The sequence below is a fragment of the Psychrobacter fozii genome, assembly GCF_003217155.1.
In the GTDB taxonomy this organism is placed as follows: Bacteria; Pseudomonadota; Gammaproteobacteria; order Pseudomonadales; family Moraxellaceae; genus Psychrobacter; species Psychrobacter fozii.
This window is the reverse complement of sequence record NZ_QJSU01000018.1, coordinates 1-18,392: the sequence shown is the minus strand read 5'-3', so window position 1 is coordinate 18,392 and position 18,392 is coordinate 1. Positions and strand designations below refer to the sequence as shown.

The following is an 18,392-nucleotide window of genomic DNA, read 5'->3' as shown; positions in this document are numbered from 1 at the left end:
TCTAAGATGTCAACGGTGCTGCCCGCTTCGGCAGTTCCTACGACGATCGTGCCGTCAAAGGTGTCAATCACTGGCGCCGTTGGTGCCGTGCTGTCTACACTGATGTTTTTGGTCGCAGGAGTACTGAAGTTATTAGCAGGGTCGGTTACCGTGGCGGTTAGTTTCTCTGCCCCTTCGCCCATGGCCGCCACATCAGCAGCAACCACTGCCACACTCCAATTACCATCGATATCAACTATTGCAGGTTGACCGATCTGAATACCCGCTTCATTGGTTAAGGTGATGGTGTCACCTGCAGTGCCGGTGCCGGTCACGTTAAAGCCAGCTTCAGATTCAGTTCCATTAACGATGTCGTCGCCTGTAACAGCATCGATGATTGGGGCGTCAGCGTCAGCGTCAGCGTCAGCGTCAGCGTCAGCATCGGCATCGGCATCGGCGTCAGCATCGGCGTCAGCATCGGCGTCAGCATCGGCGTCAGCATCGGCGTCAGCATCGGCGTCAGCATCGGCGTCAGCGTCAGCGTCAGCGTCAGCGTCAGCATCGGCGTCAGCATCGGCGTCAGCGTCGGCGTCAGCATCGGCGTCAGCATCGGCGTCAGCATCGGCGTCAGCATCGGCGTCAGCATCGGCGTCAGCATCGGCGTCAGCATCGGCGTCAGCATCGGCGTCAGCATCGGCGTCAGCATCGGCGTCAGCATCGGCGTCAGCATCGGCGTCAGCTATTTCTGGTGCAGTTATGCTAATTGAATCACTCTCATTACCTGCAGAATCAATAACCATTGCTGTTACTGTTTCGCCATCAATTAATGGTGTTTCGCTAGTATCAATGACATAGTCACCATTGTTGTCTACTTCAGCAGTGTAATCAGGTACACCATCACCATTAGTATCGATTGTAATAGTTGAATTAGGTTCGCCTATACCAACAATCTCAGTACCATTTTCATTAATTTCAATAGTTGGTGCATCTGGAGCCACAGTATCCACATTGATGTCTTTGATCGCAGGGGGACTAACGTTACCAGCAGGATCGGTTGCAGTCACGGTTAGTTGCTCTGCGCCTTCACCCATTGCAGTGACGTCTGCTTGAGTCACAGCCATACTCCACGTGCCATCTGTACCAACGGTCACTGGCGACCCTATTGGATCGCCTGCTTCACTGGTTAAGGTGATGGTGTCACCTGCTGTACCAGTACCTGTGATGGTAAATCCTGCAGCAGCTTCAGTGCCATTAACAATATCGTCGCCTGTGATCGCATCAATGATTGGCGCAGCTGGTGCAGTGGTGTCGCCAGTACTAGAATCACCGCCAGAACCGCCACCAGAAAGTGCTGCGCCTGCTAATCCAAGACCCGCCAATCCAGCTAGCCATGGTAATGCACCAAAACCTTCAAATTCTGTCGCACCTACCCACCAAGGCGTAGCATATCCCTCTCCACCCAACGCTTGACCCTGTACTTCACCCAATTGCAATTCAGTGACGAAATCTGCTACTGCACCAGTATTGGGTACGTAATAGTAGTAATTACCATCTTCAGCGATACCCATAAGCGCACTATCAATATCATCATAAAACCCTTCCATGATAAGGTCGGCGTTTTCGCTATTTTCTTCAAAAGAAACGTGAAGATCGTTATTTACTCGCTTAGTCACAACATCATGTGGGGCATACCCCGTTGATTCGTCAAGAAGTTCGTAGTTCACTTTATCGGTGGCTTTTATTATTGTAGTTTTGCCGTCCTGCGTAATAACTTTGTGCTCAGAAATGGTTTGTATTTGGTCACTTACTTTGACAACTATCGTATTCATAACATCATCCTTAATTAATTCTAAGTCAAAGAAATATCAATATAAAATCGCGATTTTCTATTTATTCGTTTTTTCAAATATATAAACAGCGCTATGTATTTTTTAATGTATCTATTTTCTGCCTTATATCTATAAAGCAGCTTCTATTCCATATAAATCCACTACAGAAAAATGGTTTTAAAAAATATAGATTATAATTATTTTTTATTTGTTTGTTTACTTTCAACAAACAGCTAAATGTATTTTTATCGGTGCTAAATTCTAAATATCACAATCTGATAACACTCGGCTAATCTGATGGGTTTGACGAGTACTCTTCTTCAAAAGTAGTAATTCTTCATCAGTTGGAATTTTATGGATGATAGGACCACTCTCTTTTGACGCAGCAACTTGTAGATAAGTTGTCGTTTGGGGATCAAGTTGATACTGTTTAGAGTAAGCAGTGATTTTGCCAGTTTGTTCATTTAACACTTTGGCATTAATAAGCTGCAAACCGTTTCATACCCTAAGATCTGAATAGTGTCCGTTTGTCAGGCTCACTTGAAATACCTTATTAGGTCCCATGCTTATATTTATATTACTTGGATTGATATTGCTTAATGGGTCGTTATTCTTTGCATTGCGGAAAAAGACGATTCTACTTTCCATTTCTTTTAAGGAATCATCAGGCATTACTTGAAATAATTGGTAAGGAGTTTTTAAATTGGTTTTGATCTTACTATTAGAGAGCATTGATTTCTGATTTTCTTTTATGGTCTGACAGCCTGTTAGGCCGAGAGTTACAAAGAATGCAACCGATAATAATATTGTTCTTCTTTCCATAGCATTCTCTCCTTATTAAATAGAAATTACTAAATATACATTTTTTAATGAGAATAAATATCATTATTATATCCATAAAATAGGATTATAAAATAATGCGAAATATTTTTAGAACAATCATTCTTATACATAAATTAATTAACAAAATATTACATTAAATATTAATTTCTATTAGCGATAGATATATTCAAATATAAATAAATCATAAATAAACAGTTTCTATATAAATATATAATAGAGCTGCAATAAAGACAACATCTGGCATAGGATTAATTATTACATTTCTTTTCATTAGCAATTAGCAATTAGCAATTAGCAATTAGCAATTAGCAATATTAAAAAATAAAGATGTCTTGAGAGGTTTTGAATACAAAAAAAAGCTACGATACACGTTGGTATCGTAGCTTTTAGATGAGACAAGTACTTTATTAGATTGAGATTTATCTATAACGGCTCTTAACGCTCGCCTAAGCCCTCTGAGAACGTCTTGGTAATAGGTTTGGTCAGATAAGACAATACAGAGCGCTCTTGCGCTTTGATATCAACGGAAGCCGTCATACCTGGTTTAATCACAATCTCTTCACGGCGACCGGCAAACTCAGCACCTGTGATTTTTATCTGCACGCGATAATAAGGTTCTTCCCCTTTAGGCGTCTGCTCCATTAGAGTATCAGGACTGATATAGATCACATTACCATTCATTGCACCAAAGATAGAGTAGTCATAAGCATCTAGCTTGACACTAGCAGCCTGTTGCTCTTTAACATAAGCAATGTCTGCCGGACTTACCTTTGCCTCAACGATAAGATCACTACTGGTTGGTAGTATCTCCATGATAATCTCACCGGGCTTCACAACACCACCAATAGTGGTAATAAGAATATTATTGACCTTACCATCTGTAGGAGCGAATAGGTTTTTCTCTTCTAGTACTTGTGAATGATCGCGCAACTGCTCAAGCTCAACATCCAGCTCTTCTTGCGACTTAGTCATCTCTGACTGCGCTTCCTCAAAGTACTTATTACGCTTATTGGTAATCTGCGCCTGAATCTCAGCAACTTGCCGGCGCAACTTAATCACATCCGCTTGACTGACATCACCATAAGCTAACAACGGCTCATTCATACTCAGTTCTTGTTGTGCCAGTACCATCATTCTCTGTAATGAGTTAACATCTTGATCAATCGCTTGGCGACGACGATTATATAGCTGCGTTTGGTTTTCGATATATTCGCTATAATTTTTGATACCCTCTGGGAAAACCAGTGGTCGTTCAAATATTTCAGCTTCTAATCGTGCTATTTTCGCTTTTAATGCGGCTATTTTTGATCCTGAGTTGGCCACTGCTGCTTGTGCGCGCTCTTCTTCCAGTCTGACTAGCAGCTGACCTTTCTCAACTTCTTCGCCTTCTTTGACTAATATATCAGTCAGCACGCCACCTTCAGCTGCTTGAATGTCTTGCGTACGAGCGCTAGCAATGACCGTAGCAGAAGCTCTGGTTACTTGATCGATTTGAGCAAAGTATGCCCAGACAATCAACACCAAAATTCCGAGTAAGGCGCCCCAAATAATAATGCGTGTGCGCCCAACTTTCGGATCATGAGTTTTATGCTGATAGTTATTCATGGTCGTTTCCTAGATTGTCGCTGTTATCGCTATTGTCATTACCGTTCGCTGACGTCTTTTTATTACTAATGACTGTCACTTTAGGTTTACTGACTTTAATGGAGGTTTGATTTGCTTTTTGCTGTGTATCGTTGCCTTGTAATTTTTCTAACACTTGTGCTTTGGGGCCATCCATAACGATTTGTTGATTGTCCATAATAATGATGCGATCAACCAACTGTAACAGAGGCATTTTATGAGTAGCGACAATCAAAGTCTGCTCATCTCCGAACTCTTTTTTGAGGACATCAATACACTGTAACTCTTGGCGGTTGTCCATCGATGCGGTTGGCTCATCCATGAGTAATATAGAAGGTTTGGTTAGCAGCAAGCGAGTAAAGGCAACCAATTGCTTTTGCCCTCCTGACAATCCTTTACCACCTTCACTAATCGGTAAATCTAAACCACTAGAATGACTGGCCACGAGTTTTATCAAACCCGTTTTGATAAGAGCATCACGCATGACATCATCGCTAGGTGCAGGCAGTCCAATCAACAGGTTTTCGCGCAATGTGCCTTCAAATAGCCTGTGGTCTTGTTGTAGGTAGCCTAACTGCTCACTCATTGACTCACGACTAATCTGCTGGATATCCAGACCATCTAACAATATACGACCCTGCGTTGGCGCATATAATCCTGATAGCACTTTGAGCAGCGTTGATTTACCAGAACCAATTGGCCCGAGTACGGCAATTCGCTCGCCTGCTTTGACATTAAGCTTATTGATAGCCAGTGCTGGTTGGTCATTATTTTGATAGTTAAAGGTGACTTTATCTAGAATAAAGTTACCAGCAATCCGGCTAGGTGACAGTGGATGACTGACACCATGGTTGTCCTGCTGCAGTGAAAACAGCTGCTCAATATTAAGCTTAGCTGCTTTGGCATGTGAGGCTTGCACTAACAATCCTGGGATGCTCATGACTGGTGCTAAAATACGCCCGCCCAAAATAGAACACGCTATCAAGCCACCCATCGTCATGTCACCAGACATCACTACAAATGAGCCAACAATGACGATGCCGACATAACTGGTCTGCTGAATCATCTGCGATAAATAACTGAGATTATCGTTAGCATGCTTCATATCTAGATCGTTTTTGGTCGTGATATTCATCACATCTAGCCAGCGCGACAGAAACTTCCAATTGCCTGCGCCTGCCTTAATGGTCTCAACACCCTCTACCGTCTCAACCAAAATACCTGTCTTACGATAAGAGGCTGATGCACCAATCGATGCGATACTGTCGATTTTTTTGCGGGCACTCAAACCCAATATAATGGCTATTATTGCCGCTATGATAGGCACCAAAGCCACTAACGGATTACCGATCACGACAATCAAAGATACAAAAATAATGGACATCGGTATATCAACGAGACCAAACAAAGTACTGGCGGTATAAAACCCTCGGACTTGTTCGTAGCCACGAAGCTGCGCCGCCATCGAGCCGACCGATCCTGGCATCTGATCAATACGTACATTTAATAAGCGCTGAAATACCTCACGTGACAAGTACTGATCAAGATTGACCACCACTTTATCCATAATCTTTGAGCGTGCAAACTTCATAAACGTTTCGAATAAGATGACCAGTCCTACACCGCTTGCCAAGATAATTAGGGTGTACTCACTACGCGTCGGAATCACTCGGTCATAGACCTGCATGGAAAACAGCGACACAGCGAGCGCCAGCATGTTAATCAAAAATGAGGCGACCACTGCTTCGACGATGATACCGCGGTAGTTTTTGAGGTCTTTTTTGAGTAGCTGATCAAATGAGGATTGTTTGCGTTTGCTAGGCTCTTCCTCTAAACGAACCCGCAACGAATGCACAAAATCAGTCCCTGCATGTGCGGTGACATTATCAAACTGCTTAAAATCCCATTTTCCTTGCGGATTAAGTTGCTGAATGATACCCCAACCTTGTGTGGGGTGCAGGGCCAATAGTGGCAAAAACGCGGCGTCGGGTACGGGTAGAGACTCAGGTAATTGCTCAATACCTAACTGTCCTAATACTTGAATAATATCTGCAAGCGTTGATACGCTCGTCTGCTGATAGATAACACCTTGCAATCTTACATTATCAATAGGATAGCCTTGCTCTGTTAGCAAGGTACGTAATGCGTCTGCCAACGATAATGCATGTGTATCTAGCGGGTCATTGGGCGTTGTTATCGATAGTTGTGTTGTAGCATCTGCCATCAGCTCACTATCCGATGTTTTGTCATTAGAAGCTGGAACCGGTGTGCTCATGATAAATATATCCCATGGATTAAACTAATAATAAATAATGAAACAATACGTAAAACGAATGCGTAAAAATGATTGTCTATGATGGCTTATGAATATGAATAGGTGGCTTGCCAGCCGCTTATGGAATATCAGTTAGCAGCCCTGTATTACTACCGCTGCTACTAGGATAATCATAGGCATCATAAGAATCGTCAATAGGATACGTCACCATGTCTTTATCTTTCATAATGATAGGCTGTGTAACAGAGCTCTCTGTTCGCGGCGTTGTACTCTCTTGACTCTTTAGCCAGTTCTTGACAGGATCTAGAGGTCTATATAGCGATTGTGACTCACGGCTCTTGCCATACTGTTGCCAAGACATCAGACCGAAATCAACTTGTAGCTTATAGTAAGCGGCGATAATAGAGGTTTGAATCTCAACCAGCTGTGCTTGATATTGCGAATGCTCACGTACCGCGTTGAGGACTTCTAGCCAAGATTTTCGACCCGCAATGAACTGACGACGATAAGAGCTGACAACAATCTGTGCGCCTGCAACGGCTGCAATCAATGAACGCTCTTGATCTTTTGCACTGGCGAATTGCTGATATTGCGTCTGTATGGTTTCGAGCACGAGACGCCTTGACGCCTCTTTTGACTGCTCTAAACTATTTACCCGAGAAGCTGATGCCCTTGCTAATGCCAAGCTAGAAAATCCTGCGCCAGGATTGTAGCTTAGCCCGACTGAAAACGCACCTTCACTATTGCTATCATCTTCATGATAATAGTCATACGCATATTGCGCATACAGTGTCGGATAGCTAGAGGCTTGCTGTGACTTGACCCCTTGTTTGGCCGCTTCGACTTGATATTGCTCTTTGACAACTGTAGGATTATAAAAGCTGGCTTGATCGAAGGCCATTTTTTCAAAATCTTGCGAATAGCTTTTGGCACGACTAACGAGCTCCGTTAAATTCTGTGCAGGCAGTTCTGTTGGCGATATTCTACGACCCGTAATTTGTTCTAGTCTGGCAATGGCGATACGCTGCTGCTCAACCGTACCTTGATAGGAATTCTGCTCCTGTAAAATACGGTTAGCCACCAAATCCATGTCGATACGGGCTGAAACACCTTGACTCACACGGCGTTTCATCATTTCTTCAAACTCTGCCAACAACTGCAGATTGTCATAATAGACCTGCTGTTGAGAGACAGCTGTCATATAGCTTTGCCATGCCTCAATCGTAGTCTTGGCAACTTCATTTTGTTTTTCGTAGACAGTCTCCGTTGCCGCCTTGTCATCAAATATCGCTTGGTTAATATCGGCAGTCAGCTTGCCTCCAGTCCATAATGACTGGCGTATTTGTAACTGCGATATCTGGCCATCGTCGTTATCATAACCTGATGAAACGCTGGGCTCGGGCAACATATTGAGCTTCGCTGCGCGTATACTCTCTGTGGTTGCTTGTTGCTCTGCACGTGCTGAACCAACTAAAGGGTGGGTCTGAATGGCTTGGCTAATAAGCGTATTCATGTAACCATCAGATTCTGCTGCGAATGCTGCACTCGATAGAGACATTAGCAACAGACTAAATGCCACGCCATAGTACCTACGTATTGCCACAACTACCATATGGGGCAGCCCTCTTTTCAATGGGTCGTAATAATAAACTTTCATTTAGTTTGGCTCAGTCCTACTTTAATAAAATAAAGAATTGCAATGCTTTACAAGCGGAAGTCTGTCATTATTTGCTAAGTATTATTGCTATCACTACGCTGTAGTTTATACCATGTCTATAGATAACTAAACCATCATATTTATTGAACACGTCTCTATAGTATCTATAATTTTAAAAACATCTGACAATAATACTTTAGAAAAAATTAACTAATGTCCAATATTTAGTTTCAATGTGGGGATCAAAAACCATGACACAACGCTTGCCATCACCTACCCCGCCTACCAAACCAAAAGACAGATCAATGCTCGCTATTGTGTTGGCTGTGCTGCTACACATTGTGATAGCTATCATCATCTACTTCACTGTTTTTGATGACAACACCTCAAAATCGACTGACTCAACATCTGCACTTGAGTCTTCAGAGTCGCTATCTATCGTAGAAACAATCGAAAAACCACCCTTATCAGCATCTGATGAAACAGTAACAGCCGATACTAAGGAAAACGCTAAAACGGCAGCCGTCACCAACAATAATGTCGCTACTAAAAGTACCGCTACTAAAAACACGGCTGCTATAAAAAAACCATCATCGACTCAAAATAATACACCAAAAACTAATGACAACTTGAGAGCAGAACAAGCACTCTCTGACGAGAATCAAACTCGCCTAAAATCCACTATAGACAATCAAGACAGCACACCTGAATACAGGCTCAAAAAAACCAAGGAGTATGAATCGTTAGATACAGAGATCGATAAAGACAGCGAGCAAATGGCCAAACTCATTGACGAAGTCAAAAAACGTAATCAACAGCAGATCGAACAACAGCGAACAAATACGTTAGGCTCGCAGCCGATACCCAATTCTGTACCAAAGCCAGCGGCCGTAACCTCTGAGCAACGGCCTCAGAGTAAAACGGATACTACCTCACCACCTTCCAATAGTGACTATCCTATTACGCCTATCAAACCGCTTACTAAGTAATAACAGATATAGCCTGTCCACAATAAAACCACTGCGGTGTTAAACTCGCCTCGCCAATCACACTAATATATCACTTGTAATCAGTTGCCTTATATCTAGTCCAGACTCCCTCTAACCAACGATATCAAACACAGCATAATAAAAAAGCCATAATTAATTATAGCTTTTTTACATTTAGTTAACGAATAGATATTCAAACAAGTGCCTGTTAATCAGTGCAACTAGATTACCGTCGTAGTGATATCTGTATCAATATATAGTGCAACGCTTGAGTCCGTCGTACTTTGATACAGGTTATATCCAGCTTGATCTGACGTTTGCTGCTTCACAAACTGCGATGTTAATGATATTTGATCGTTATTATCACCACTGACGAATAGCTGATTATTGCTATCGGTCACGTTAATGACATCACTAGTGCTCAGATTGGTCAATGATTGCGCGCCATTGCCTGTTATATCGAGAACTTCAAAGTTATCAAGCACTGATGAGTCAAAGCTACCAAAATTTATACTGGTATCAGTAATCAGGAGTGTGTCACTGCCATCGCCACCATTTATGACTGTGTCAGCAGCATCAAACACGATGGTGTCATTACCCGCACCGCCATCTATCGTATCAGCATCTGCACCGCCACTGATCGTGTCATTCCCTTCACCACCATTAATAACATCATCACCTGCACCGCCATTAATAGTATCATTACCTTCACCACCGTCAATAGTATCCACACCAGCACCACCGCTGAGGATATCGTTACCTAGACCGCCACTGATGGTGTCATTGCCTTCACCACCATTAATCGTGTCGTTACCGGCGTTACCCGTCAAGGTATCATCTCCGGCATCGCCATTTAGAGTATCTTTACCGCTACCACCGATAAAGGTGTCATTGCCAGCACCACCAGAATATTTGAGCGCTGCCGTTTGATTGACTGAAATCAATACATCATCTTCGGTGGTGCCATTGAAGACTAACGTCGGTTTTACATCAATCTGGATCGTACCTGTTGCTGTAGTGAAAGTATCACCATTCGCAGTTTCGACTGTTTGCAAGGTGATATCCAAAGACCCAATATAAGAGGTCGCTGACCTCACACGTAAGCTATTGACGCTTGTATATGGAACGCCTGATATCACATAAAATCCTGGCTCTGTCCCACTAGGCGCCGTCCATGTTACATCAAGCGCAGTGCCATCGCTGGTCGTGAGTTCTAGTACATCACCATACAGGCTAGCACCAGAAACGATAATACTAACCGTTTCACTACCATCCACATCTACCATGTCGGCATTCAGGTTTAGTGTGGTCCATTGTCCTTGTGACCCCAGTAAAGTAGATGGATTAAATGTGATATCGTCAGCAACAGGCGTCACATCAAGATCTATAATCAGCGGATCACTGGCCATACCGCTATTATTAATTACTGCCATCTCAATACCAGTAACGACTCCACTGACATCGGCAGGAGGTGCAATAAAGATATTATCCGTCTCACCTGTGGCACCGCTATTAACATTTGCCAGTTTACTGGTGTCAATTGACCATGCATTGTTGCCATTGCCATCTGAGTCACCATTATTGCTGGCTAGCACCACGTCGCCGGATGTATTGGTGTAATACACCAAATAACCATTAGGCACTTCATCAATCGTAATCGCAGCAGCCGTATCATCTTCATCAACAGCATTTATTTTGTAATCTATCGCAATTTTGGTATCTTCATCACCAATAGCTATTGCATCTACACCATCATAAGTGATTGCCAAGTTGTCAGGCTGCGCCGCAACCGTAATGTCATAGCTGTGCTCATAGGTTAGTGTCCCGCTGTCATGGCCACTGATATTATTGACCTCTGTATGCGTTGTATAGACCTTGACAATAGCCGTGCCGTCTTCGTTGGCGGCAGGGGTATAGTTAACGGTGATGCTATCAGCAGGATTCACACCATCAATGGTGGCGTCTGTGTCTGCGACATCTACCACGTAATACGTACCAGCCGGAATACTACCTACCTCTCCATCTGCTAAAGTAACGGCAACTAATGCCGTGCCAGTACTGTCAGTCAATACACCAGTGGTGCTATTAACATTGGTTAGGCCAGTCTCATCGAGTTGCAAATAAAGCTTACCATCGACGAGAGAAACATAGTCACCATCGGCATCATTGGTCAAATTGATATTAATAGCGACAGAGGTGTCTTCATCTGTTGAAACCGTTGTCGTCTCGCCATCGTTATTGATTGGGTCTGTGACGGGTTTAATTTCGACACTGACATCGATATCAGCACTGGTTTCCAACCCTTGATTGTTCAAGGCTGTAAACTCTACCCCAAAATTCAGGTTCTGATTAACATCAGAAGTATCATTGGTGCTGAAGTCTGCAGGTGGTGTCAACGTCACAGCAGCTAGCGCCTCATTGGGTGTTAGACCATTAGCATTATCAACACTTATTAACCATTGACCGCCGATTTTTTGCACCGTGACCGCTGCGTTTGTACTGCTCAACAAGACACCATCGGGTAAATCAGTTAATGAGAAAGTGTAAGAGCTTACCGTGGTTTCTGTAGCCGCTTTAAGTGTCGCGTTTATCACATCAGACAATATAACAGTACCATCTTCTGTCTGAGACAGTGGCGGTACAGTCTCAAGCGTCGCAATCAAATCAGGATCGATAGGATTCTCACCTGTACCATCTCTATCTAAATTGAGCACAAAGGTATTAGATACACGTGCTTCACTACCGCTCAAGCCTACTCCGTTAATATCTTGAGTAATACCAGTAACGGTAACTGTGATATCACCTATAGGAGTATCGGCGGTATTTGGATCACGGGTGAGTACAAGCGTATAGGTTGATGCGGTATCAGTGATCGCTGTATCTGGTACATCCACATACCACGTACCACCTGATAAGATACCACCCTCTACGATAATACCAGCAGGCACATCTGTTATTTCCAAACGCGTAAATGACTCTGAGCCATCTTGATCATCTGACGACAATGAAACAATCACACTGGCACTATTGTTATCATTAGCACTACTAATAACGATGGTGTTGTCGGTTACATTTAAATTAATGCTAGGAGCATCAGTCACTGCTTGGAAAGTGACATCTACTGTTTTGCCAGTAATGACTGATGACGTTGTGGTGATGGTTGAACCATCTGTTAATGTAGCCGTGTCGGTATACGTATAATCAAAAGGTATGCTGACATTATCATCACTATGACGCTTGTCATCATCGTACATGATTTCGATGACTTGATCTGCATCATAGGTATAGATTTCGCCGTCTACTAGCGTGACCTCAACATTATCAACACGCAACGCGATGTCTGCATCTATTAAAACCTTAGCATCTAGTATGATGGTTTCTAGTGCTTCATAACCAATAGCACTATCGGCTGAGTTTGTGGTATCACTACTGGTGAAAGCAGCGAGGAAGTTAACAGTCGTCCAGGTATCTTCGACTGCTAGCACTTGTGGATCATTGACCACACCATCGGCTGCATCAGGCGTAACCACGATGGATATGCTTTGAGTATCATGCGTGGCACTATTACCAGAGACAACTTCAGTCGTTGTACCAGTAATCGTAAAGTCTATCTCACCAGCAAAGTTATCCGGAGTGACCAGTTGAGCTGTACCATCCTGTAAAGCCTCTAAAGACACAGACCAGCTACGAGTCTCACCACTACCACCTAAGAAAACTGCGCCTGTTATATCAAACCCAACCGGAACACCTGTCACTTTATAAGTGACTTGCTCTGCCGCTGGAATATCAACGTCATACGGCGTAATCGCAGCAGCATCAGAGAAAAACTCTGATAACGCTATCAGGTTATTGGTATCTAGTATGTCTTCTGCGATAGTATAGGTGTAAGCTTTACCATTGACATCAACGGTTGCCAGTTCATCATTTAAGATAAGATCCGCTTGACCGAAAACACGAATAGGCAAGTTCAGTACCGCACTAGACGCGCTGGTATTGCCGTCACTTTCCACACTCACTGCAGATACTTTCAAGTTGACAGTACCACCAAAGTTTTCAGCTGAGACAAAGTATAAATTGTCTACTACATTGGTATAATCTGATATTGTCACTGAACCACTGCTAGTATCTAACAGCGTTACGGTGCCATTATCATCAACATACAGCTGCGCGCCTGCTGGAATATCATCGATAGTCACATTATAAACTTCTGATCCATCGTTATCACGCGAGCTTGGGCGAATATTTAGCTTAATGCCATCTTCAGGAGTGACAACAGCTGGCATAACTGTACCATCACGTTCATTCTTACCGACGATTGCTTGATCTTCAAAACCGGTTGCAGGATCAACGCCCAACGAGACAACATCTGCAACCCCTTCTACGGTAAAGGTCAGGTAGCTCTCACCACTGGTTGCTGTCACACTACTACCGGTATCTTCATCATAATCAGTAGTAACAGCTTCTACCTTAACCGCTGTAGTAGCAGAGGACGCAACATTGTATTCGCTATAATCATCAGGCGGTGTAACCGTTACGCTATTGAGGTAAGCCGCTGGAATATCCACACCACTACCGCTATCAGTCAGACTAACCGTAACACCTGCACTATCAATATAAGTAAACACAGCCCCTTCGATAGCAGTAAAAGTACTGCCATCTTTGTTACCAAACGTTAGGTGAGCTTCTGTTTGCTCAGAATCATTAGCATCAGTGGTATGGCTTTCTGTTCCAAAATCGATTGAATCATCTTGATTAGACCAGCCATCTATTAGGTTAAACGCACCATCAGTACCCAAGTTAAAGGCCGCATCTTCTTGCGCCGCTGTTGTGTATACATGGTCCGGATTGATGGTTAGGTCAATTGTGCTATCACCATCCATATCGCTACCGACAACTTCAGCAACAGGCGTGATTGTTACAGTTTGGGTCAATTCAGTTGTTGCACTAATAGAAGCCCCTAAACCTCCGTCATCATCCAAATCGGCACTAGTTACCTCAAAAACAATGTCAGTATCTGTTGAAGATTGCGCCAACGGCGTAAGCGATAAACCACTTAGATTAGAGGTATCTGTAATGACGATAAGGGTACCGCCACTCGCACCTACTGTCTCAGTGGTACCATCGCTATAAGTCCAACCTTCTGGCAAGGTAAACTGGATCGCAGTGATGACTTCGGCAACGGCTGAGCTACCATCTTCGTCATCAAGTACTGCAAAATTAAACTCATCAAGCGTGATTGCTGTGTCTTCAGTAGTGCTAACGTTATTTGCAGTCACTTGGCCAGCAACAGGTGTTACTGTCATATCAACCGTCACCGTACTGATTAGCTCAACCGTTTTGTTTGCTGGGGTCGAATCAGCATCGTGGTCTTGGGTATATAACGATACAGTAATATTGTCCATATCGAGTGAATTATAGATGGCTGACTTAATACTGATCTTCGGCTCTGAGCTACCACTCACAGCCAACGTAGTAGAGGTAGGTGACGCAGAATCCACACCAAGTAATACCTGACCATTACTATCAACAGTATACTCAGTCGCCGTACTGCTACCAGCAGGTGTGAATGAGACAACAGCATCTGGCTGTAAGCCGCTAATAACGAATCCATAGGTTTCTGTACTACTATTACCTGCTGACACCAAATCACCAAATGCAGTAATGATTGGCAAGTTAATATACTCGCCTTCTTTAGCACTAATAGTATAAGCACTACCAGCCACAACCCCGGTATCACCTACCACTGTCGTATAGCCAAAGGTACTGACATCATCGCCAGTGCCATTATTGTTACTGCTATCGGTTACTGCTTGTACGTTGACACTAATGGTCATATTGGCAGTAACCCCTGCTACCCCTGAGACGATAGCACCCGTACTATCGACCTCATACTCAGTAACAGACATTCTAAACGAGATATTAGTGGCACTATCTGTAGGTGGGGTTAGCGTCATCGCTTCAAACTCAGCAGTAGTCATGTTAATGGTTGGTGTACCAACACTGCTAATGACATTAGCATCACTAAGCAAAATAGTGATATTACCGCCTGATGCAGTAATGCTACTGCTGCCATAGTTCAAAGTAACACCAGTAGGAACGCTCCTCAAGGTGATCAATCCAATACGTTCTGAGCTATCATCTGTATTACTGGTAAGATCAACGCTGTCTGAAATAATTGGTGCTGTTAACCCTAGTGCCACAGTTGTGTCTTCATTAGTCGTTACTGAAACACTAGACAGCGTAGGCCTATCTGAAACTGGAGTAACGGTAATATCAAGAGTCTCAGAATCTGCAGATCGACTGGCATCACCTACTGGTAAACCGTTCGATACGTTAGCGGTAATGGTTGGAACAGTACCACTATAATTTGCCGTTGGTACAAAGGTATAGCTACCATCACTGTTGACTGTGAGCTGACCTATTGTGTTTCCATCTATTGTAACGTCCGTTGCAGCATTAGTTCCTGCTGTGACTGAAACTGTTGTACCATTAACCTCATAACTCTCTACGGTCAGCGTTTCTCCGAGGTCAACATCGTCGATATCATTATCGAAAATATTACCAGTTAATGTGACATCTTCCTTAACCGTTTTAGTGTCGTTAACGAGTGCAATACCATCATTGGTACCAATAATGGTCACTTCAACGTAGCGAATTTCACTAGTGCTGATTTCGTTACCATCAGCAGCTGTAGTAACACCTTCATTATCGTTAACTTGTACAGCGTAACGAATAGTGATGGTTTCTCCTTCAGGAAGGAAGTCAAGAACCGTTGCAGCAGCATCAATACTCCAGTTACCCGCCTCAAAACTGCCTGCATCATTTTCTGCAGTAAATATGCTTGATAAGGCTGCTTTCTGAGCAGCTGACAATGGATTGATCTCTGTAAAGGTCGAATTATTTGGATCATACACGTAGATGTTTTCTGCAGCTAGTTCAGTAATCGTCGGCTCATCACTGTCATCAGCATCCGTAAAGCTGATGGTACCAGTTCGAGTAATAGCAATATCATCAGCCTGCTCGGTTATTGCGGCAGCTGTTTCAATAATATTATTACCATTAGCGGTGTTGGTGATGACAGGTCTGTCATTAGTACCGTTGATCGTAATGGTGAGCGTTGTCATACTACTATCGCCATCAGCATCTGTGATGGTGTAGTTGAACGTTTCGGTTAAGCTTTCATCTACAGCAAGATACTGTGCTGCATCGTTATCGAGATCATAACTGTAGCTACCATCTGCATTGAGCGAAAGCACACCATAATCGCCTTGTGTACCGCCGCCTACTGTACCCGCTACCGTAGCAGATGTTACTGACTCTATAGCCGTAACGAGTGTGGCGTCTGCCCCTAAACTGTCGGCAGCATCTGACGCAGCGGCGCCAGTAGCCGTAAGCACGTTACCCGTTACTTTGTCTGTTTCTTCAGTAAGGCTATTGGTGTCTGGATTGGCGACAGGTGCTGTATCAATGATACGAATATCTAGCGTGTCAGATGAAGTTCCACCTGCAGTGTTGGTAAGATTGACGGTAAACTGGTCTAATACATTGTCACCAGCGGTATTATGCGTTTCGGCACTACCATCTTCAGTATATGCATAAGTGAGCGTGCCTGTGGCCGAGTTGTAACCAGTAATAACCAGTTGTCCTTCGCTACCATTAATAATGACAGGGTTAGCAGTAGTCGCTGTGGTCACATCCGTGTTATTTATAGTTAAAGCCGTAACACTTTGCGGGTTAGTGATGTTGATAGCGCCAGTCACAGTGTTACCTGTGCCTTCAACCACGCTGTTATCTTGTGGTGTTGTGGCTGCGTCAGTATCTTCAATGGTGATAGTTGGCGCTATATCATTGTCAGTAATGGCGGTCGTAACACTGGCTTGCGCGCTATCAATACTGGCATTCAGTGACGCGTTGGATAAAGCGATTGTATAGTTTTCAGAATTTTCAAACAGAGTGTCATCAGTAATAGCAACCGTTACCGTTTTGGTTACCTCCCCTGGTGCAAAGGTCAACGTGCCTGAGCTTGCACCATAATCAGCTCCAGCAGTGGCAGTTCCATTACTGGTGGCATAATCAACCGTCACAGCGGTTGATGACGGGTTGGTTAAGCTAACGGTATAAGTGACCGTACCAGCATCTTCATTTACTAAAGTAGCACCAACAATTGAAATAACAGGCGCATCATCGTTGTCAATGATGGTACCAGTCGCTGTGCTTAGTGTGACTTGGTCGGTTGCGCTTGCTGTCAGTGTAATGGTTTCATCTGGCTCATCAATATTGTCATTCGTCGTCGGGACACGCACGATGATACCATCCGTGCTATTAGCGGGAACATCCACACTAAAAGTGCCATCTACAGCAACAGTAACCGTGCTGAAAGTGTTGCCACCATCTAAGCTTACTTCGACAGGCGTGCCAGTATCTGTACCCAGTACCGCTGTACCATTCGCCAACGTTAGCGCTACTGTGGTAACAGACTCAGATACATTGCTTAAATCAACAGTGAACTCAAGCGCACTACCCTCAGTCACACTGTCTCCAGTAACTATCGCCGTAGGCTTATCACCTTCTTGAGGCGTACCATCTGCCGCGTCTTCATCTAAGATAGTGCCTGTAGCAACAGTACTATCTATGTATGCATTGTCAGCATTCGTGATCACAAAGCTGAGCTGCTCACTGTTTTCATAAATATCATCATTATTGGTGGTAACCGTGATAATAGGTGCAACTGTACTGCCTGTAGGTACTTTGACGTCAAGCACCGTGGTGCCATCAAGTACCGCTTGAATGGCAGTACTACCAGTGATGGTCACTACGTTACCAGAGGAATTGGTATAAGTAATCGAAGCAATGTCGGATGCTTCTATATCACTGCTAGAATCAACAGAAACTTGTACTGTGGTGTCAAAGTTACTTTCATTATCTTGCTCAACCGTGTAGCTCAAGACATTGTCCACTCCTTCAATCGCCTGTGAATCAGTGGCAGTAATGCTAACAGTCGGTTTGTCGCCCTCGTTGACGGTGCCGTCTGTCGCGTCTTCATCGAAGATGGTGGCGCTGTCGGTGGCGGTGCCAATGCTGGCATTGAGCGCATTGCTGATGCTCATGCTCAGCGCTTCTGAGACTTCATAGATGGCATCGTCATTTGGGGTGATGGTAAAGGTTGGCAGGATGCTGCTACCCGCTGGGATGCTCAC

The 18,392-nt window shown here is 43.8% G+C and carries 8 protein-coding genes; 1 reads left to right on the top strand and 7 read right to left on the bottom strand.

Annotated elements, in window-relative coordinates; translation table 11 throughout:
* The 6 genes from DFP82_RS14545 to DFP82_RS14520 form a co-directional block, all read right to left on the bottom strand.
* The coding region (locus tag DFP82_RS14545) for an Ig-like domain-containing protein (protein WP_245905748.1) at window positions 1–1,808 on the bottom strand (1,808 nt) is incomplete at its 3' end.
* 261 nt (window positions 1,809–2,069) lie between these two features.
* Window positions 2,070–2,300: a hypothetical protein gene (locus tag DFP82_RS14540; protein WP_110924441.1), complete on the bottom strand. Its 231-nt coding sequence runs from the start codon at window positions 2,298–2,300 to the stop codon at window positions 2,070–2,072.
* 6 nt (window positions 2,301–2,306) lie between these two features.
* The gene (locus DFP82_RS14535) at window positions 2,307–2,630 is read right to left on the bottom strand and encodes a hypothetical protein (protein ID WP_110924440.1); all 324 of its coding nucleotides are present in this window, start codon (window positions 2,628–2,630) and stop codon (window positions 2,307–2,309) included.
* A 456-nt stretch (window positions 2,631–3,086) separates the two neighbouring features.
* A complete protein-coding gene (locus tag DFP82_RS14530) occupies window positions 3,087–4,256 on the bottom strand; it encodes a beta-barrel domain-containing protein (protein ID WP_110924439.1) in 1,170 nt (389 codons plus the stop codon).
* Window positions 4,249–6,549, bottom strand: a complete 2,301-nt coding sequence (locus tag DFP82_RS14525) for a type I secretion system permease/ATPase (protein WP_110924438.1) — start codon at window positions 6,547–6,549, stop codon at window positions 4,249–4,251. The genes DFP82_RS14530 and DFP82_RS14525 overlap by 8 nt, the downstream gene beginning before the upstream one ends.
* A 118-nt stretch (window positions 6,550–6,667) precedes the next feature.
* Window positions 6,668–8,161, bottom strand: coding sequence for a TolC family protein (locus tag DFP82_RS14520; protein ID WP_110924437.1), 1,494 nt, complete (start codon window positions 8,159–8,161; stop codon window positions 6,668–6,670).
* A 296-nt stretch (window positions 8,162–8,457) separates the two neighbouring features.
* Here DFP82_RS14520 and DFP82_RS14515 point away from each other — a divergent pair, with 296 nt between their 5' ends.
* Window positions 8,458–9,195, top strand: a complete 738-nt coding sequence (locus tag DFP82_RS14515) for an ATP synthase mitochondrial F1 complex assembly factor 1 (protein ID WP_110924436.1) — start codon at window positions 8,458–8,460, stop codon at window positions 9,193–9,195.
* Between the two features lie 221 nt (window positions 9,196–9,416).
* Here the strand turns inward: DFP82_RS14515 and DFP82_RS14510 are convergent, their stop codons facing one another.
* Window positions 9,417–18,302: a beta strand repeat-containing protein gene (locus DFP82_RS14510; RefSeq protein ID WP_220034759.1), complete on the bottom strand. Its 8,886-nt coding sequence runs from the start codon at window positions 18,300–18,302 to the stop codon at window positions 9,417–9,419.
* Window positions 18,303–18,392 lie beyond the last annotated feature (90 nt).